The sequence below is a fragment of the Micromonospora phaseoli genome, from assembly GCF_900109115.1.
GTDB classification, from domain to species: domain Bacteria; phylum Actinomycetota; class Actinomycetes; order Mycobacteriales; family Micromonosporaceae; genus Micromonospora; species Micromonospora phaseoli.
In genome coordinates this window covers 1-19,891 of record NZ_FNYV01000001.1, presented here as the reverse complement: position 1 = coordinate 19,891, position 19,891 = coordinate 1, and the positions used below count along the sequence as shown (strand labels likewise).

The following is a 19,891-nucleotide window of genomic DNA, read 5'->3' as shown; positions in this document are numbered from 1 at the left end:
AGCCACCACCCACCACCGGCGTACGCGAAAAAGGTCCCGACTGGCAGAGTTCTACCAGTCAGGGCCTTGCTCGTTGGTGCGCCGCCAGGGACTCGAACCCCGAACCCGCGGTTACGGACCGTAGCGATCCGGACCTTGTCATCGACTATCAGAAATTGGCGGTGAGCTGCACAGATGCAATCAAGAATGATTGCTTCTTGTCACTGCCTGTCAGCCGCAGGCAGGGGTTTTCGGGGGTAAACGGGGGACGCCGACAGCCTGTCGCCAGGCGGATGGGGTGCCAAGCGGCCGGTCGCCGGCGAGCAGGAGACCTCCCGCCATCAGCTCAACTCAGCCGCCGGCTCCGGTAGGTAGGCGTTGTACAACTGCTTGACGAGCGAGTTGAAGGCGTAACCCCACAACCTGGTTCCCCGGAAGGTCCACACCTGGCCTGCCTTCACGTCCACGACTGCGGGTTGGGCCATCGCCGCGAAGCCGTTCACATTGAGACGGTAGGCCTTCTGAGTCAGTGCGACGGCGGCCGAGTCCACCGACTCGGTCACCAGGATGGGCAGCACGATGACGCCCGACTGCAGGCCGCGCCACTGGCCCTTGCGCTCCAGACCCAGGTTCACCACATCATCGACGTACGCCCGAAGGCTCGCCTCGTCGACCCGCTCCACCTCCGCAGCGACGGCAAAGATGTGGATCCTCGTCAGCGCCCGGATCCGCGCCCGATATCCGACCACCACCGGCATCGAGCGGATGGTTTCATCAGTCACCGCACACCCGTCGGCCGCCATCCGTTGCCGAACGACACCCATATAAGCATCCACAGATTCCACCTCAATGTCTTCTTTTCGCACAAACGGGTCTGAGTCGAAACCGCTCGATCAGGACTACCCAGCCATCATCCACAGGTCGCGAGGACCGCTCAACAAGAGGGTCGTACCGGCGATCGCTTATCAGCGATCGAGCACCGCCCGCCCCAAGCGATGCCAGCTCGCTTAGCACTCCAGCCGCAGTTGCCTGATCTGGAGTTTCGACGGGAGTGGTCGCCTTCGAGCCGCACAACCCAGCCCAACGCGCACACCAGAGGCACTGCGCGGCGACGTCAGACAGCCGAGTCGCAGGCCTGGATCGCGGACCAGAACGCACATCGTCCCGGCCGGGCGGGAGGCGGGGCTGTGACGGCGCAGATGCCGGGCAACGATGATAAGAGTTGACAACCCGCGGTTACCAAAAGTCACCCTGTCGAGCTTGTCGTCGCTGGTCGCATTTTGGCTTTGACCTGCACCAACGCTGTCCTGCATCAATCGCTGCTTGTCACTCGTAGTCAGCTCTGGGGAGGGGTTTCGGGGGTAAACGGGGGCACCCCTGCCCAGTGCCATCAACGAACAGATGCTGTCGCAGGCTGGTGCCCTGGGCTGGAGACAAACCTGCGTGGCTGATGGTGGTCACGTCCGGCTGACCTGCTGTGACGTCCGGCCTTAGCAGTGGTTAGGCCGTTAGCCGGTTGCAGATTGGTGGTTCGACCCGGCCTTTCCGACGGTATCGGCCCGTTGCCTGCCCTCCGTTTTCGAAGTCGCCACGGCCATCCTCGACAGCACCTCGTGAGGTGGTGGCCCACCCGGACGCCTCTGTGTACCGTAATAATGTACGCGTATAAAAAGGTGGGAGAGCGATGAGCGGCATCCACTCCGCTGTGGCGGGCGAGCAGTCCACGCCGTCGTCGGGAGCCCTTTCCGCGGCACTGCAGCCTGCGAGCACCGGACAGCTCCTGCGTCCACACGTCACTAGGTTCGCTGTCGTCGCCATCCTGCAGGTCATCGGTGCCGTCGCGGGACTGGCGCCGCTGCTGGCGGTCGTCGAGCTGGGCCGCGTCCTGCTGTCGCCTGGCGCGGTTGCCCGGGACCACGTCTGGACCGTCGTGATCCTGGGCGTGGTCGGCCTGTTCGTCCGGCTGTTGTTCACCGCCGCGTCGTCAGGGCTCGGCCACATTCTCGACGGCAAGGTGCAGCTCTCGCTGCGTCGGGAACTGGCCGCCCGCCTCGGGCGCGTGCCCATCGGCTGGTTCTCCCGCCGCCGCAGCGGCGAGCTGGCGAAGGTGGTCGGCGAGGACGTCAGTGCCGTGCACCCGTTCATCGCCCACGCCCCCGGCGAACTCGTCTCCGCGTTCGTCGTGCCGCTGGTGTCGCTGGTCTACCTGCTGATCGTCGACTGGCGACTCACCCTGATCACCCTGATCCCCGTGGTGCTGGCCATCGCGCACGTCCCGCTGCTGATGACCCCGTCGCGTATGCGTGAGCAGAAGGACTTCGACTCGGCGATGGGCCGGATCGCCAGTTCCGTCGTTGAGTTCGTGCAAGGCATCTCCGTGGTCAAGGCGTTCGGCGGTTCCGAGCGCGCCCACCGTAAGTTCCTCACCGCCGCCGACGACTTCGTCGACATCTTCACTTGCTGGGTGCGCGGCGTCTCCGCGGTCGCCGCCGGGATGCAGCTCGCGCTGTCGCCCCCCTTCGTGCTGGTGGTCGTGCTGATCGGCGGCACGATGCGGATCACGTCCGGCGGCATCGCCCCAGCCGACCTGCTGCCCTTCCTGCTGCTCGGACTGGGTCTGACCGCCCCGGTCGCGGCCCTCGGCCACGGCTTCGACGACATGCAGGCCGCCGGCCGCGCGGTCGGCCGCATCCGCGAGGTTCTCGGCACGGGAGCACTGCCGGAGCCGGCGCACCCCGTTGCTCCTCAGGACAACCGGGTCGAATTGCGCGACGTCCGGTTCGGCTACGACGACGGCCATGAGGTGCTGCGCGGGATCGACCTGACGCTCGAACCGGGCACGGTCACCGCCCTCGTCGGGCCGTCCGGCAGCGGGAAGTCCACGCTGGTCCAGTTACTGCCGCGGTTCTTCGACCCCACCGGTGGTTCGGTCCACCTCGGCGGCGTCGACCTGCGCGACCTCGGCAGCAAGGAGCTCTACCGCAGGGTCTCCTTCGTCCTGCAGGACGTCCGCCTGCTGCGCGCGTCCATCATGGACAACATCGCGCTGGCGGTCCCGCACGCGGACCTGGACGATGTGGTGCGCGCGGCCCGGCTGGCGCACATTCACGACCGCATCCTCGAACTGCCCTGCGGCTACGAGACCGTGATCGGCGAGGAGGTCAAGCTTTCCGGCGGCGAGGCACAGCGCATCGCGATCGCGCGCGCCCTGGCGGCCGACACGCCCGTCCTGGTGCTCGACGAGGCGACCGCCTTCGCCGACCCGCAGGCCGACCGGGCGGTGCGCCAGGCCCTGGCGACGCTGCGCGACCGGACCGTCCTGGTCATCGCCCATCGCCTGGAGACCATCGCCGAGGCCAACGCCGTCGTGATGCTCGAGGACGGGGTGGTGGTCGAGCGCGGCAGGCCGGCCGACCTGCTCGCCCAGGACGGAAAGTTCGCCGCGTTCTGGCGGACTCAGCGGCCGGCGGCTGCCGGCGACAGTGAAACCCGCGGTCGCGTACTGCAAGGAGACCAGCCCAGATGATCAGAATGCTGCTGCGCGTGCTCGGCGACGAGTACGCCAAGCCAATGCGCCGCACTGTCGCCCTGATGACCACGACCGCCGTAGTGGAGGGTCTGCTCTACGTGCTGCTGGTACCCGTGCTGCGGGCACTGTTCGGGAGCACACCGTCGGACGCCTGGCCCTGGCTGATCGCGTTCGCGGCCTCCGTGGCGGTCTACGCGGTGCTGCGCTACACCAGCGACCTGTCCGGCATGCGCGTCGGAACCACGATGCTGCGGGGCATGTACCACCACCTCGGCGAGCACCTCGCGCGGCTGCCCATCGGCTGGTACAACGCCGGCAGGGTCGGCGAGGTGTCCGTCATGGCCAGCCGCGGCCTGCTCGCGGCGATGGGCGTGTCGGCACACCTGTTGGGGCCGTTCATCTCCGCCTGCGTGACCCCGTTGACGATCATCGTGGTGGTGACGGCGATCAACTTGCAGCTGGGGCTGGCCGCGCTGGTCGCGGCGCCGCTCGTCGTGGCCATCCAGGTCTGGACCGCGCGGTCGATGGCCGCCAACGACGCCGAGAACACCCAGCGCAGCAACGAGGCCAGCGCCCGGGTCATCGAGTTCCTGCTGGCCCAGCCGGTGCTGCGGGCGGGTGGCCGCAGCAGCGAGCGGTTCTCTTTGCTCGACGACGCGTTACAGGGTGTCGAGCGGTCCTCCCGTCGCCAGACGCTGTCGGTGCTGCCCGGCGCGGTGGGCATGACGCTCACGGTGCAGGCCGTCTTCACCACGCTGCTGGTCCTGGGGACCTACCTCGCGCTCGGCGGCGGCATCGGCGTCGCGGAGATCCTCACGATCCTCGTGCTGGCCGCACGCAGCGCCGACCCGCTGCTGTCCCTGGCGGACATCAGCGGCAAACTCCGCGGCGCGCGCGCCGAGTTGGACCGGCTCGACAAGGTGCTGCGCACCGAGCCGCTTCCCGAGGCGACCCGGCCGGTCCGGCCGCAGCAGTCCGATCTGGAGTTCGACTCGGTCACCTTCCGCCACGGCGACCGCGTGGTGCTCGACGGCATGTCGCTGTCGGTACCGCAGGGCCTGCGGCTGGCCGTCGTCGGGCCGTCCGGCGCGGGCAAGAGCACCCTGCTGCAGCTACTCGCCCGGTTCTACGACGTGGACGCGGGCGCTGTGCGCGTGGGCGGGGTCGACGTACGCGACATCGACCCCGAAGTGCTGATGGCGCAGACCGCCATCGTCTTCCAGGACGTCTACCTCTTCGACGGCACCATCGAGGAAAACGTGCGGCTCGGCCGCCCCGACGCCGGCGAGGCCGAGGTCCGGGCCGCGGCGACCGCCGCGCGGCTGGACGAGGTCGTCGAGCGGCTACCCGGCGGATGGGCCACGAACGTCGGCGAGGGCGGTGCGCAGCTCTCCGGCGGCGAGCGCCAGCGGGTCTCGATCGCCCGGGCGCTGCTGAAGAACGCGCAGGTCGTGCTGCTCGACGAGGTGACCTCGGCGCTGGACCCGGCGAACGAGACGGCCGTGCACGACGGCATCGAGCGCCTGATGGCGGGCCGGACGGTCGTGATGGTCGCGCACCGGATGCGAACCGTCCAACGCGCCGACCGCGTCGTCTTCGTCAGCGGCGGGCAGGTCGTCGAGGAGGGCAGCCACGACGAGCTGCTGCGCCGCGGCGGCCGTTACGCCGACTTCTGGAACATCTCCCTGTCCCCCGTGGGGAGTGAATGAGCCGGTCGCCTACCGATCCTTGGGCTTCGCCGGGTCGGGGGTGGGCAGCAACCCGTTGACGATTGCCGTCAAGGCCTGCCGGTGGGTGTCCCGAGCGTTGAGTTCGGCCCAGCGTCCGGCGACGTCCGCCAGCCGCGGGTGCGTTGCGGTCGTCAGCCGGGCGACCACCTCGTCCTGGTAGACCGTGCCGGTCCGGGCGCGACGGCGGTTGCCGGTCACGCGGACGATCAAGTTCCCGACGATGTAGAACCAGATCGTGCGGTAGACGTGGACGGCCTCATCGGCGGAGTAGCCGTAGTCGACGGCGGCGCCCACCATCACCTCCACGATCCACAGGGCGGAGGGGGCGATGAGGTCGTCGCCGGTCAGCACCTCGATGATCCACGGGCGCTCCGCGAGCAACTCGTAGAGCAGAATCGAGGACGTGGCAAGCCGTTCCCGGGGATCGGCGGGGAACTCCGGCCGGGGCATGGTCCGGGCCTGCGACTCCAGCACATGCACGAGGAGTTCGTCCTTGTCGCGCACGTGGTGGTAAAGCGCCATCGGCGTGGTGCCCAGTTCGTTGGCCAGACGCCGCATCGACAGCTTCTCCATGCCTTCGGTCTGCAGGATCCGAGCTGCCGCGGCGATGATCGCGTCCAGGGACAGGCGCGGTGGTCGGCCGACGCGCCGTTTGCGGGGTACCTCAGCGGGCATGTCCCCATCCTTCAGTAGGCGGTCCGCACCGAGTGAAGGACCGGGCCCAGGGCGGGACTCCGGACTGGGGAGGACGAACGCCTCACGACCGGGCCGCCTACCCGGCAAGGCAAACGCGAGGATGCCCCGGCCTGACGGCCGGGGCATCCTGGTTTGTTTATGTGAGCATGAAGCGGCCTCTAAGATCAGTGATCTAGCAGGCGCGCTGCGCTTTTGCAGATCTGTGACGTGCCCCCCGGGTGGGGATGCTTGGATCAAGGAGCACCTCGTCGTGCGGATTCCGGACGTCGAGTGGTACGCGCCAGTCCTGCGTTCCTGGCCCGCACGGGTGCAGCTGGGTGCAACTCCTCGACAGGTATCGAGATCGGCGACTGAACGAGAAGCGCCGTTGTCAATACAAGTGGGCGCGGGTGGTGCATACTCGGCGGCGCCGTTTCGTCTTAGCGAGGAGAGGGGCGCCGTAGGTGGAGTTCCGCAAGGCAAAGCCGGTCAGCCTGCGGGTAACCCGCTGTTACGAGGGGCACTCCACGGTGGTGGGGGCTGTACGGAGCGTCCTGGCCGCACTGCGTCCCCACCACCGCCTTCGGTTCGGCTCAGTGGTGAGCCGCCTCGCTGAGAAAGTCGGTGATGAGGGCGGCGAGTTCTGATGGGCGTTCGGCGACCATCGCGTGGCTAGCGCCGGCCAGATGCAGCACCCGCAGGTACGGATTGCCCACGTCGGCGAGGCGTTCGGTGGTGGCCCGGCGGTAGGTGGCGTACAGCTCGTGGAACGGTTCTTGCTCGGGTAGGTCCTCGGTGGCGAGGACGAGAAGCAGGGGGCACCGAGTGTCCCGGTAGGCGGGGACCAGGTCGAGCGTTCCCATCGCCTCCCGCATCTGCCCGGTCAACTCCGGTCCGGGGCGTAGCCGGCTACTGCCGTCGTCGCACGGCACGAGGTTACGTTCGAAGGCCCCCACCCAGTCATCCGGATCGGCACCGTACCGTTGGGCCATCGCTTGCTGCCCTGCCAGGGCTGCGGTCAGCTGTTCGGCGGTGAGCGGCTCGGCCAGCATCGCGGCCATTCCGTCGAAGGCGGCACGCAGTTTGGCGAGTTCCGTCGCTGCCTGGCCTGAGTCCATCCCGGCGAGTTGCTCCGGGCGGCTCAGCGTTGGATTGCCATCCAGGCTGACGGCGCCGGGGCACTCCGGGTGGCGCTGTGCCCAGAGCGCGGCCAGAATCCCACCGAGGGAGACGCCGACCACTGCGGGACGGTCGAGACCGAGGCCGTCGGCGACGGCGGCCAGGTCGTCCAGCACATCGTCCCATTGCCACGGGCCGTCACCGGAGCGCCCGTGGCCGCGCAGGTCGACGGTGACCACCCGGTGCACCGGCCGTAACTCTTCGGCCAGCGTCGTCATCTGGACGAGGTTGCCACCCGCGCCGTGCAGAAGCAGCAACGGGCGTCCGGATCCGCCGAAGTCGCGGTATGCGATCGGCACGCGGCCGGAGCTGACGAGGGGGTCAAGCACGTCGGGTTCCTTCCTGGAGTAGTCGGTCGCGGACGGCGGCGGACAGCACGCCACCCTCGGCATGGCGGGCGAGCTTGCCGCGGGAGGCCAGGTCATGGACGCCCTGACGGGTGATGCCGAGCATGGCGCCGGCCACCGCGTACGACACCGATTCGGCGGTGGGGTGGCCAACCCTTCGCGCGACGATCTGGCCGAGTGGGGTGCGCCACCAGTCGAGAGGTGGGTTGAATGGGCCATCGCTGGGATAGAGCGTCGAGATCGCTCGGACGATCACGCCATAAGCTGCCTGATCGCCGCCGCTGACCATCGTGGTGGCCCACGAGTGCGCCTGCTCATGGACGACGGTCCGCAGCGAGTCGATGGCGTGGTGGCCGTCGACCAGGATCTCGAGCGGGTCGAGCAGCCGAATGTCGATCAACCTGATGAGCTGCCCGACAAGTTCCTCATTACCCGGTCGCACGCCGCCCCCCTTCACTTGACACCGATGGTCAAGCACTTGACGAAAGGTGTCAAGTAGTGAGTCGTCCTCATCCTGAGTAGCGGCTGGTCTCGACGGGGTGCACGACGACGGCCTGACGACCGATATCGCGGGGCGTCGCAGGGAGTGTCCGCGCCCCGGTTGGAATACTCGAGCTGTGGTGCAAAATCGGCGACGGGCCGGCGACAATGCGGTCCGGGCTGCTGTCAGCGGTGTCGCTGCGTATCTCGCCGACCAGGACGCCGACGTCAACAACTTCGCGGACGCTGCGGTGCGCAACGACGGGCCTGCCTACGCGTTGAACCTCACCGCTCTCCCCGCGACGGCGATCGCCGCTCTGGCTGCCAGAACCGGCCGCACGCCGATGGAGGTGCTGCGGTCGATGCCCGATGGCCGGGACTTGCGCCGTTAACGCGCAGGACCGCGCTCCATCGGCGGCAGATCAGCACGCCTGACCTTGGCGATGTACGGCCCGGCCTTCGGTAGCCCGGCCTTCGGTGGCGCAACCTTCAGGGTCCGACCTGCTCAGTGCCGGGGAGGCGAGGAGGCTCGATGCGCAAATCCGGATGGTCCTGCAGTAAACGGTGGTGGATCATGCCGGGGTGAGCTGGGTAGCGAACCTGATGATTCAGGCTGACATGGCGGACCACGGCAATGTGCTGTCATTGAGTGACTGGCTGGAACGCGACGCGCCACGCAGAGCGGAAGCCGTCCCGGACGTGTACCGCAACCAGGCTCGGGGAGTCGGCACGCTGGAGACGCTGACCGACCCAGAAGCTAACCACTGGGGTGGCTGGAAGAACCCGGAGTGCGAGGTCTGGGCCGGTGCCCTCAATCACGCGGACCTGGATGCGCTACTCGCCCAGCTTCGGGCGGTGCCCTGGCGCTATCCCCAGCAGGTGCAGGTGTTCCTGATGGACCAGGAGGAGTCCTACTTCCGGCTGTACATGTTCCGCGACGGCACCTGGCACCAGTACGCCCCACCGCCACCACCCGACGCCGACGATCAGCATGCCTGGTGAACCCAGCCGAGCACTGCACGCGCCGAGGGCAGCGCACGGCCGGCGGCAGATCCGGGCTCTCCATCGACCGCCGGACGTCAAGGGATACTGCCTCAATGATCAGGTTCCGGTTCGAGCTGTACCCACTGGACGAGGTGTCGCCGTGGGGCAGTGACCAGCCGAGGCTCCACTGGTTCGGGCTCACCGAGGGCTGGTACTGGCTCGAGGCAAGCGGGCAGGAGTTGCTGCGCCGCACCCGGCAAGTTCACCCGCATCCCTACATCGACTACTACCTGGCCCGGCTCTGGGAAGACGTCATTGTCCTTACTCCCGAAGTGCTGGAGCCGATACCCGACGATCTACAGCCGTTCATCGCCTCCGACGCCGCGCAGTGGACGTGTGACCCGCTCGAGTTCGTGGCCGAACCGGATGAGGAACGGACTGACGACGAGAACGCGGACGTGCCCGACCATCCAGTCGTCACGGCCGCGATTTGGTACGGCGAGCACTACCTGGACTTCGGTTACGTGCGCAATCCTCCCAAGATCCGGTTCTGGCGTACCACCAGCGGCGATCGCGACGAGATCACCATGGACTGGCGGCACGAGGACGATGGCGAGATCGGTTTCACCGCCGACCCCACCGTCCGGCTCGGCGTCCCGACCACCGCGTACCTTGAGGCCGTGCACACCCTCAACCGCGAGCTGATGGACACGGTGGGGCAGCGGATCGAGGAGTTGGAACGCCGCGGTGGACTACCTGGCGTGGACCTTGACCTCGTCCATCTGCGGCGGGAACACGAAGACCGGCGGCATTGGCTTGCCAAGAACCTTGACCGCTCCCCAAAGACCGACTGGAGCGTTATCCGCCACGGTGCCCGCCTGCTGCTCGGTGACGTTCAACGGGCCGACGCCCCGACGGGCTAGGCATTCCTTCGAGCACCTGACCGGGACAGCATCCGCTCTTCGGCATGATCGAACGCACTGACATCGGCAGATCCGGACGCCGAGGCGAGCGTCGTTAGATGGCCGGGCCGTCACCCAACGTTCCCAACCGGGACCTGGGTAGGGACCTACAGGCGTCAGGGCACTCGATCAGCGAGAGGTCAGGACCTATACAGCCTGTACGTCAGGTCGTACCTGTCTCGGTACCGGAGCTTGTACTCCTGCACCGGATTCTAATTCGAGGCCCGGATTTGTAATCCCCCAGTGTCAGCGCTCGTCGGCGGACGTGGCCCACACGCCCATGCCGAAGCCCCGCTCCACCGCACCCGGCGACCGGCCTCAGCCGGCACCAGTCGGGCTGTTCCTCCCCCTCTCGTGCCCGCCTGGGCGGCCTCCGCATCCGAGAGGCCAGCGCGGGGCGCCTCGACAAGCTCCTGCGCAAGATTGCCGAGGATCGCCCGTCGGCAGCCAAGAGCGCGAAGGTCGTCCTCGGCCAGATGTTGGCCCTGGCCGTACGTCGCGGCGCGCTCACCACCAACCCCATCCGCGACACCGGCCAACTACGAAAGCCGCGCAAGAAGGTGGTTGCCCTTGAACGGGAGCAACTGGACGACGTTCGCGCGGCGATCCGGAGGTGGCAGCAGCCGCTCCCCGGCAAGTCGGGGCCTCAACCCACCAGCGACCTGGCCGACATCGTCGATCTCATGCTCGCCACCGGCGCCCGCATCGGTGGATCCTGGCGCTGCGGTGGGAAGACCTGGACCTCGCCGCCGAACACCCGACCCTGACGATCTGCGGCACCATCATCTACGTCAAAGGCAAGGGCTTCTTCCGACAGGAGTGGACGAAGACCGACGCTGGCTACCGGTCGGTCGTCCTACCGCGCTTCGCGGTCGGGATGCTGATGGCCCGCAAGCTCGACGCCGCCGACAACCCCCACGACGCGATCTTCGCCTCCCGCCGTGGTACCTGGCTTTCCCCGCCGAACGTGCGCCGCCAGCGGCGGTCGGCCCGCGCCGACACCGGCCTCGAATGGGTCACCCCGCACACCTTCCGTAAGACCGTCGCCACTCTGATCGACAGGGAGGCCAACACCGACAACGCTGCCGCCCAACTCGGACACGGAAGCAAGGAGATCACCAAGAAGCACTACATCGTCAAGGCTGCCCTCGCCCCGGACAGCTCCGCCATCCTCGAACAGCTCGGCGGGCGGCCAGCGTCAGGTGATCCCGAGGAGCAGGCCCCCGGCCCGCCCCGGACCGCATAGACGCGGCGGGGGCAACGGCCCGCAGAGCACCCCCCCGGCCCGCCGAATGCGATCGCCCCTGGCGTTACTGAGGGGTTTTCGGGGGGCGGTTCAAAACTACATAGATAAACATCTAGGCCCTGGCCAGCTTCTTGCTGGTCAGGGCCTGATTGTGGTGCGCCGCCAGGGACTCGAACCCCGAACCCGCGGATTAAGAGTCCGCTGCTCTGCCAGTTGAGCTAGCGGCGCTCGTCGGCAACGGGACGAGACGCTAGCACGTCCCGCACGGCGCCCCGAACAGGCAGGGGTCCGCCTCACCGCAGCGTCAGCGTGACCTGCCCGGTCGCGACCCCGGACGGGTCCACCACCACTGTGTACGTGCCGGAGGTCGGCAGCACCGTCGGCTCGATGTCGCCAGCCCCGTTGATCACGCAGCCGCTGGTGATCGGGCTGCCGTCGGGGGCGCGTAGCTCCACCACGCCGCACTGGTCGGGTAGGTCGGAGGCGGTCGCGGTCACACTCACCGCCGTACCGGCGTTGGCGGTGAACCGGTAGGTGGTGACCGCGCCGGGTCGGTCGACGGTGGCGACGACCGGCGGACCGCCGACGGTGATCGTCGCCGCCTTGTCGCGGCTGCTGACCAGCCGCAGCGTGGTCGCGCCGGTGGTGCGTCCGGTCGGGTCGACCACCACTGTGTACGTCCCGTCGGCGGGCAGCAGGGTGCCGTCGATCTCGCCGACGCCGTTGATCACGCAGCCGCTGCTCAGCAGCCGGTCCTCGGCGTCGCGCAGTTCCAGCGGGGAGCACTGGTTGGGCAGTGTGCTCGTGGGCACCTCGACGAAGACGCGCTCACCCTGCTGCCCGGTGAACCGGTACCGGGCCCGCGCGCCGGGATGATCCACTGTCGCGGTGGCCTCCGGGCCGTTCGCTTGCAGCGTGCCGTCGACGTCCCGGGCCACGTACACCCGGACGGCTGCTCGTCCGGTGTCGCCGGGGGCGGCGGTGACCCGCACGGCGTACGTGCCGGTGGTGGTGAGGTCGACGCGGTCGATGTACCCGACGCCGTTGATCGCGCAGCCGCCACCGATGTACTGGCCGGTCGGGTCGGTGAGCGCGTACGGCGAACAGCGGTTGGCGATCCCGGGCGCGGTGGCGTCGACGAAGACGGCGTCACCGGCCCGGCCGGGGAACGTCAGTGGCGCCCCGCCGGGGGTCAGGCTGGCGGTCGCGACGGGTACGGCCGTGATCGACGTGGCGGCGGGCGGGGCGACCTGCTCGGTGGTGGCGCCGGCCACCGCGAACTCGGGACGGCCGCTTACCGCGACGTCGAAGACGCACTCGGCGAGCTGGGCGGGGGCGGTGATGCCGGCCCACCGGCAGATCTGCTCGGCGGTGGCACGGCGGGCCGGGTCGAGGTCGTCGACGGTGACCTCCCGTTCGGGGAAGGCACGGTCGGTGAACGTGCCGGTGTCCTGCCCGTCGTCGTAGTGCAGCAGCGACCGGTCCGGGGTGATGCGCCAACTGTCCGCGTACGCGGGGTAGAGCTGCGCGAACGGCACGGGTTGGGTGAGCGCGGTCCCGGAGGAGGGTGCGATGTCGTCGGCCGGGTCGCCGTCGAAGTCGCCGAGCAGGCCGCGGACCTTCCCGGCCCGGCCGTCGGCGAGCTTGACGAGCACCCGGTAGCCGTAGTGGCCGATCTCGTCCACCGCCGCCGCGGAGCCGTCCGGCCATGTCACGTCGTACCCGTCGGTGGGTCCGGTGTCGGAGGGGCGGCGGGTGAGGGTGCCGCCGCCGGGCAGTTCGGTGCGTTCCGGTGGCGCGGCCACCGGCGTGCCGTCGACGTGTACCCGGGTGCCGCCGTCGGTGAGCGTGAGCGCTACCCGGTGGGCGCCAACCCGGAACGCGACCGCCGAGTTGACCGAGGCGGTCCGGGTGCCGGCCATCGGCGTCTGCCGGACCTGCACCTCCAGCGGGTCGTTGCCGGTGGCGGTGACCAGCGTGAACTCGCCCACGGCCTGGAAGTCGTAGGCGACCCGGTCGAAGGTCACCAGGTGCGGGTCGCCGTTGCTGCCGCCGCAGTTGGCGCCCTCCTCGCAGAGCTTCACCGGACCCTTCTGCGGGGGCTTCTTCTTCGCCGGTTTCTTGCACTCGTCGAGGCTCTTCGGCAGCGTCTTCCCGTCGTACTCGGTGCGTGGTGGCAGGCCCTTCGCCGCCCGATACCGGTTCTCCGCGAGTGTCGCCTTCACCTCGGCGGTACGAATTTCGGTGCTGCCGCAGTCGCCCTGCGGGACCTTGTTCTGGGAGATGTCGTCGGCGTGGTTCAGCTCGTGGTAGAGCGCGGCGCAGGGGTCCCGGGCCACGCCGTCGCCGTACGGCTCGACGGAGGTCGGGTTCCAGGTGACAGTCGAGGAGCCCTTCCCGTCGGGGCTGTCCGGGGTCTCGAACGCGCCCGAGCCGCCGGTGGTCGGGATGATCCGCACCCGGGGAGACTTCTTGTCCCGCAGCCGCGGGAGCAGACCGGACGGGTCCCCGCCAGGCGCGGCGAATCCCTTCAGGCAGGTGTCGACAGCGCCCTGGAAGTCGACGCCGCTGACCGGCACGCCACCGGTAGGGTCCACCGCGTAGTCGGCCCGGGCCGGTCGGGGCCCGTCGACGACCAGGGCGCCGACGGCCACCAGCAGCAGTGCCACCGCGGCGGCGGCCGGCCGGCGGCGTCTCCGCCTCAGGACCACCACCAGCGCGACGGCGAGGAGCGTCAGCAGCAACGCTCCGCCGGCAAGCCACAGCCAGCGCTGGCCGGTCGCGCCGTCGCCGTCACCGACGGTGAAGGTGGTCGTCCGCAGCGTGGTCCCGCCCGTGCAGAGGCCGGCCGCGCCGGTCACCGGCAGTGGCAGGTAGCCGGCGGTCACCTCGTACCGGCCGGGCGCTCCGACCGGCCACAGCGTGTCCAGGCCACTGCCGTCCGGGGTTGCCGCCACCGAGCGGAGCAGCACCGCGTCGGGCGTGTCACCGTCGTGCAGGCGTACGCCGGTCAGGCTCACCGTCGTGGTCGCACCGGGTTCCACAGTGGTGAGCCCTGCGGTGGCGGCAGCACCGATGCCGTCGTCGTGGAAGCTGCGGGCCAGCGTCGGCGTGAGGTCGCGCCCGTCGAGGCGTACCCCGGTCACCTGGACGGTGCCGACGGCGCTGGTCGGCAGCGCGCACGCCGCGCCCGTGGTGTTCGTGACAGTAAGGTCGAGGCGGATCTGGTCGCCGGCCCGGTAGTCGGCCTGGCCGGGCCGCAGGGCCAGACCGAGGCCGCCGTCGGCGGGCGCCGCGGCGGCGCTCACCGCGCCGGCCGACAGGGCGGTGAGCAGTACGGGAATTATGGCCGCGAGTCGCACCGTCCACCTCATGGTGCGGACTGTAGGGGCGCGGCGGCCGATCTTCGCACGCTCTGTCGGGGACCGGTCCCAGTGAGTCTGGGCGCCGACCAGGCCGAACCACGGTCTGTACACGAAAAGGCCCCGACCAGGTGGTAACCACCGGTCAGAGGCTTGATCGTTGGTGCGCCGCCAGGGACTCGAACCCCGAACCCGCGGTTACTGAAAGTAACCGACCCGAGCTTGTCGCTGCTTGCCAAAAGTCGGCATTGAGCTGCATATACACGGCCAGGAGGTGATCTCTTCTTGCTACTGTCCGTCAACGTTCGGCCAGTGTTTTCGGGGGGTAAACGGGGGCTATCAGGATGCTTCCATGGGGACGCCGACAGCACGTCGCCAGGGTCCCACCGCACCCCCGCTCCCCTGTCGGGCACCATCGGTACGAGAGCGACGTGCGCCTACCCGATCGCGACCCGTCCCATGCGGTAGGCAAGGATTAGTGTCCAGAGCGAGAGCAGTGTCGGTTAGTCAGTTCATCGCTGCGGAGTGGCAACCGGGACGCGGGAGGAGACAATTTTCTCCTCCCGCGTTGTTCGCACGGTCACTCACTCGCGGTACCGAATGAAGCTCAGCTCCAGCACCTCCCGCTCTCCCCGAGCAATCTCAGCAGCCATATTTTCATCGATGTTCAAATATTCGCTGCGGGCGGGACCGATATCTAGCCTCGACAGGTAGACCAAGCAACGGGAATTCTCACCACGGATGCTCCCCTCCGCCAAAAACACGTCTCGGCCAATCGACCCGTCAGCCTTCTCAAGCCGCATCCCTGGGGCCTGCACGAGCTCCATCGGATCGTCACTCGGCGGGCCGACGTACGCCACTTCGAACTGCGACTTCTCCCAGCCCTGGTGAACTTCCTGATAATCGGTGATTGTCGCAGTCGATGCACATTCCATGACCTCGGACTGCCAGGCAGGGCGACTGATGACCCCACATCCACCCAGCACGAGAACGGCCAGCAGCAAGCCGGCCACCACTCGCGCGAAAGAATGAGCCTTGTCCACACGGCGGTGGCAGACGCCAGCGAGTCTCGACCACCCGTCCACACGACTCACATCTCTCCCCACCTCGGGTCGAACGGGACCCTCAACTCGCCCGTCGCGTATTGCGCTACGCCTCTGTGGAACACGTATCCCGGCGTCGTCCGACCGTAGAGGTAGGTGCGAGCATCTGGATTCAGCTCTCCCGATTTCGCAATGTCCCGCATGCCACCTTCCCCCTGATTATACCCTACGGCGGCGAGTTCATCGATCGATAGTGGAGAATTGTTGGTTAGAAGTTTGGCGGTTACGGTGAGATCTTTCAGGTGATAAGTCAGCGCCGTGAGCGCGAGCTCGTCGTCGAAAACAAATTCAGTCCAGGACCTCCCGGAGAATACCGCCGGATGTCTATCCTTAGTCGCCTGGAAGGTTCCTTCCTGCATTTGAACCAGCCCGATTGAAGGCGTCCCTGGATATTTACCAAGCCGGTCCAATAGGATTTGCGTCCCCTCCATCATCTTTGCGAATTTACCCCCAATTGTCCGCAGATTGCTTTCCCTGAGGAGGATGGCAAGGACAGGAGCCGGCGACATTCCAGCCTTCGCCGCGATTTCCTTGACCAGCGGCGTGAATCTCACGATCTGATCAACTCCCGGCAACCGAAGGTTGGGCAGCAGATGACGCCATCCGCCGTTCTTCGGCTTGCTCGGCGTTACCGGTTTCCCGGTGACCTTCACGTTGCTCTTTCCGGAAGAAGTCTTGGTGACGTAGCCGCGGCGGCCCTGACCGTCGTTGTTCTCTTCGAAGTAGAGGCCGCTGGGATCACTGAATGTCGCTGGGGAATTGTTGGCGTACGCGTATCCATGCATCTGCTGCGGGTCTGTGAGATCCATGATGGGGTCGATGCTGATGAAGCGGCCGATGAACGGATCGTACTCTCGCGCGCCGATGTGAGTCAGGCCGGTGGGATCACTGGTGCCGCCGACGAAGCCTTTGTCCATGGCAGCTGGCCAGGTCCCGGTGCCGTTTCCGCGGGTGTCGCCGTACGGCAAGGTGCGGCGCTTGGCGACCGCGAGGGTGGTGGCGTTGACGGTCACTTCGGCGGTGCCGTGGTGGTCGGCGACGATCCAATGGAGGCTGCTGCTGGTCCGTACGGCAACCGTGGCGCCGGCGTGGCTGTAGTAGCGGGTGGCGGTCTTGGCGGTGGTGGAGTTTGCGTAGCGGACTTCTAGGCCGCCGGGTAGGTAGAGGGTTTTGCCGGTGGAGTCGGTTCTGGTCAGGCGGTTGCCGTCGGCGTCGTAGCGGAAGCTGGTGGTGCTGGCGCCTTCGGTGATGCTGTCGACCCGTGCCTCGGGGTTCCAGGACAGGGTTTGGGTGGCGCCGCTGGTGGTGGGCCGGGTGATGGTGTTGCCGGCGTTGTCGTAGCTGTAGTTCCGGCTCCACGTAGCGCCGCCGGTGGCGGTGACGTTGGTGACTGTGTGCGGCCGCGCCGAACCTGCCTGCGGGTGGGTGTAGGTGTAGGTGGTGTTGGTCGTCGCGTGCCGGGTCTCGGTTAGCCGGTTGCCGGTGACGTCGAACGTCCAGGAGTGCCAGTACGGCGCCGGGCCGCCGAGCCCGGCCACGGTGGGGTTCGCCTGGCAGTCGCCCGAATTGGGTGTCCAGGCCCGGGTCAGCCGCCGCAGATAGTCGTGGTTGTAGCACTGCGTGTCCGCAGTCTGCCCCTGCGCCTGTTCCGTGATCTGAGTGACGTTCCCGGCGGGGTCGTGGTCATAGGTCCAGTTCGCCGCTTCCGGTTTCAGCTCGGGTACCACGTTGGTGGCCTTGAGTCGACGGGTGGGCTCGTCAAAGTCGGAGGTGACCGCGACCCGGTAGCCGTAGGCGCCGAACTCCCGCCCGGTCAGTTGACCCAGTTTGTTGTAGGTGACCGCTCCGACGTAGATCTGCGCCGCGGAGAGCAGACCGCCGGAGTCGTCGACGTCGTTGTAACCGACGATCAGCCGCTCCGACGGCAGGTCCGCCGCAGCCGGGAGGTTGATCTGGTGGACCTTGCCGTTGACCCGGTAGCTGGTGGTCGTGGTGTAAGTGCATGGGTTCGGTGCTGCCGCCGCACACAGCTGCGACTCCGACGACGGCACCACCACAGACGCGGACGTCGGGCGGCCGTACGCGTCGAAGGCGTCCGTCCGGTTGATCCATGCCTGCCCGCCGACGTAGCGGGTCGCGGAGGTGAGCTTGCCCTTGCCGTTCGGCAGGCTGTCGTAGACCCACTCGGCCCGCTTCGCGCCGGTCGGGCTGCCATCGCGCAAGGTGGTCTTACGGCCCAGCTCGTCATAGGTATGAGCAAGAGTCACGGTGCCGGTTCCCGTGCCTGACGGCGATGTGGTGGTCACCACGTTGCCCGCCGCGTCATACGTGGAGGTCGTCGTCCCCTTGTCCGGGTCCATCGTCTGGATTTCCCTGCCGCGCAGGTCGTAGCCGTAGGACCAGGTGTTGCCGGCCGGGTCCTGCACGGTTTTCTGTTGTCCGAGCAGAGTGTAGGTGTACTTAGTCTCGTCGTACTTGGCCGGATCCGTCGATCCTACGTCGGCCCGGTCCTTGTACTGGCGCAGCCTCGTGACCTGTCCCTTGGCGTCAAGAACCGTAGTGGTGGCAGTGGCACCGAGGGGTGGGGTGGTGTGGGTACGATCCCCGCCGTAGCTAGTCGTGGTGCTCCACTTGCTCGCCCCGAGCGCTTTGAGGATTTTCTCCGTCTGCCGGCCAGCGCCGTCGTACACGTTCTGGGTGATGGATGGGATCTGTCCCTGCGGTGTGCCGAGTGTCGTCGAGGGTGCGGCATTGGTGGTGTCGTAGTACGGGGCGGATGTCCACTCCACCTCACCGCGGGCGTTGTGGAACGTCTCGGTCAGCAGCCTTCCGCCGCCGGTGGCCTGGGTCTGGGTCTGCCGGGCCCGGAGGAAGCCGTCAAAGAGTTGAACCGACTTGCGGTAGCTGCCGCCAGTGACCAACAGCGTCTCGGTCGTGACCGCGGTCGGCCCACCGCTGTTGCGTACCAGGTAGCTAATCTTCATGCTCGGCGTCTGGTTAGCCTTGTTCCGTCCTGGCTGCCACACGTTGGTGACCCTGCCCAGCCCGTCGTAGGTCTGCTCGGCCACCGCCCCGTTCGGGTCGGTGACCTTCGTCGGCAGGTCCCACGCCGGTTCCCGATCGGTGGTCGTGGCCTGGCTAAGGGCGTTGGCCACCACGGTCTGGGTCACCAGTCCACCGTTGCTCGTGGTGTAGCTGGTGGTTGTGGTGTAGCCCCGGGCGTCGGTGGTCGAGGCGATCCGGCCGTTGTCGTCGTAGGTGTTCGTTGCGGTGCGGACGTATACCGGGGTGGAGCCGTTGAAGCGGTCCACGTCCTCGGTGCGGACCACGTTGCCTCGGGTCGGTGCGGCGCCGAACGACGAGTCGTTGGTGTAGCTGTCGTAGAAGGCCCGGCTCCGCTTCAGGACCGTGGTCGGATTCGCCGGCTTCGCCGCGGCGGCACACGTGCCGGAGAGCACCTCGGTCTGACTGACCCGGTCGAGCATCCATGCAGTCGCGTTACGGGCATAGCTGATCCGGGTGCACGTCTCGTCCCCCGTGGCTGACTCGTCGCCGAAATCGTCCACCTCCTCGGGGAAGCCGTCCGGATTGAAAGCGGTAGCGGTTTTGATGGTACGAAACCCGCCAGCGGCCAGCGCAGTGCGACTACGGGTCGAGGCCGTGTTCACTCGCCACGCGTTGGTGGTGACCCCGTTACGTTCCCGGGTAGCGGTCGGTCCCACCCGCACCGGCTCGTTCACCGTGGAGGTCACCTCGGCGCCGTTGACGCCGCTGCTACTTGCGCCGTTGTAGGTGATCTCCTGCCGGACGAAGCCCTGCAACGCCTCGTGGTCGGTGATCGATCCGCCCCAGGTGTCCGACACCTGCACGTTGCGGGTGCCGCTGGGCTGCTTGTCGCCGTGCATGCCGCGCAGGTAGCGGTACTCGACGGCGGTCTGCACGCCGTTGGTCGGGTCGCCCTGACGCACCCGGACCCGGCCGTAGCCGCGCCAGTCGCCCCAGGTGCGGTGCTTGTCCTTGGTCAACTCGTCGGTGTTGTAGGCCCAGGCCGGATCGTCCAGGTAGTCGTAGAAGGTGGTCTGGTTCGGCTGGTCGGTGACCAGGTCGTCCTGGTCGATGCGGGTGACCACGTACTTGTGGAACCAGTCCAGCGTCGGGTCACCAGTGCCCGGCCAGGAGAAGTACGCCGGCATGCAGCGTTTGGTGTTCGAGTGCGGCGTCGGCCGGGTGCTGCGGGTGCAGTCGTGCCCCGAGTAGGTGACCAGGATGTCGCCGCCGGACTCGGTGCGGATCTGCTTGATCCGCCACCGGTTCA

At 67.8% G+C, this 19,891-nt stretch carries 12 protein-coding genes, 1 tRNA gene and 1 pseudogene; 6 read left to right on the top strand and 8 right to left on the bottom strand.

Annotation, left to right across the window (positions count from 1 at the left end; translation table 11 throughout):
* Positions 1-320: 320 nt before the first annotated feature.
* Positions 321-803, bottom strand: a complete 483-nt coding sequence (locus tag BMY89_RS00070) for a hypothetical protein (protein WP_092375215.1) — start codon at positions 801-803, stop codon at positions 321-323.
* A gap of 860 nt (positions 804-1,663) precedes the next feature.
* Here BMY89_RS00070 and BMY89_RS00065 point away from each other — a divergent pair.
* Positions 1,664-3,505, top strand: coding sequence for an ABC transporter ATP-binding protein (locus BMY89_RS00065; RefSeq protein ID WP_092373330.1), 1,842 nt, complete (start codon positions 1,664-1,666; stop codon positions 3,503-3,505).
* Positions 3,502-5,217: an ABC transporter ATP-binding protein gene (locus BMY89_RS00060; protein WP_092373328.1), complete on the top strand. Its 1,716-nt coding sequence runs from the start codon at positions 3,502-3,504 to the stop codon at positions 5,215-5,217. The genes BMY89_RS00065 and BMY89_RS00060 overlap by 4 nt, the downstream gene beginning before the upstream one ends.
* 9 nt (positions 5,218-5,226) lie before the next feature.
* On the opposite strand, the gene BMY89_RS00055 is transcribed toward BMY89_RS00060, so the two are convergent.
* From BMY89_RS00055 to BMY89_RS00045, 3 genes are all read right to left on the bottom strand, one after another.
* On the bottom strand, positions 5,227-5,913 hold the full coding sequence (locus BMY89_RS00055; protein WP_092373326.1) for a TetR/AcrR family transcriptional regulator: 687 nt from the start codon (positions 5,911-5,913) through the stop codon (positions 5,227-5,229).
* A gap of 593 nt (positions 5,914-6,506) precedes the next feature.
* Complete coding sequence (locus tag BMY89_RS00050) at positions 6,507-7,421, bottom strand: alpha/beta fold hydrolase (protein WP_232520986.1); 915 nt, start codon at positions 7,419-7,421, stop codon at positions 6,507-6,509.
* Entirely contained in the window at positions 7,414-7,917 is a 504-nt protein-coding gene (locus BMY89_RS00045; RefSeq protein ID WP_232520985.1) for a hypothetical protein, read from the bottom strand. The genes BMY89_RS00050 and BMY89_RS00045 overlap by 8 nt, the downstream gene beginning before the upstream one ends.
* Before the next feature lie 61 nt (positions 7,918-7,978).
* Between BMY89_RS00045 and BMY89_RS00040 the strand changes: the two genes are divergently transcribed.
* From BMY89_RS00040 to BMY89_RS00025, 4 genes and pseudogenes are all read left to right on the top strand, one after another.
* Complete coding sequence (locus BMY89_RS00040; RefSeq protein WP_198414516.1) at positions 7,979-8,311, top strand: hypothetical protein; 333 nt, start codon at positions 7,979-7,981, stop codon at positions 8,309-8,311.
* A 190-nt stretch (positions 8,312-8,501) separates the two neighbouring features.
* Positions 8,502-8,921, top strand: a complete 420-nt coding sequence (locus BMY89_RS00035; RefSeq protein WP_232520984.1) for a squamosa promoter-binding protein 15 — start codon at positions 8,502-8,504, stop codon at positions 8,919-8,921.
* A 95-nt stretch (positions 8,922-9,016) separates the two neighbouring features.
* Positions 9,017-9,826 carry a DUF5984 family protein gene (locus tag BMY89_RS00030; RefSeq protein WP_092373318.1) on the top strand — a complete coding sequence of 270 codons (810 nt, stop codon included), beginning with the start codon at positions 9,017-9,019 and terminating at the stop codon, positions 9,824-9,826.
* 401 nt (positions 9,827-10,227) lie between these two features.
* Positions 10,228-11,111 (top strand): annotated as a pseudogene (locus BMY89_RS00025) (tyrosine-type recombinase/integrase); the annotation flags it as partial.
* Positions 11,112-11,263: 152 nt separating this feature from the next.
* Here the strand turns inward: BMY89_RS00025 and BMY89_RS00020 are convergent.
* The 4 genes from BMY89_RS00020 to BMY89_RS00005 all read right to left on the bottom strand — a co-directional run.
* A tRNA-Lys gene (locus BMY89_RS00020) sits at positions 11,264-11,339 on the bottom strand.
* A 65-nt stretch (positions 11,340-11,404) separates the two neighbouring features.
* Positions 11,405-14,485 (bottom strand): VWD domain-containing protein, encoded by a 3,081-nt coding sequence (locus BMY89_RS00015; RefSeq protein WP_092373315.1) that lies wholly within the window; start codon positions 14,483-14,485, stop codon positions 11,405-11,407.
* 572 nt (positions 14,486-15,057) lie between these two features.
* Entirely contained in the window at positions 15,058-15,477 is a 420-nt protein-coding gene (locus BMY89_RS00010; protein ID WP_139217877.1) for a hypothetical protein, read from the bottom strand.
* A gap of 86 nt (positions 15,478-15,563) precedes the next feature.
* The coding region (locus BMY89_RS00005; RefSeq protein ID WP_139217876.1) for an RHS repeat domain-containing protein at positions 15,564-19,891 on the bottom strand (4,328 nt) is incomplete at its 5' end.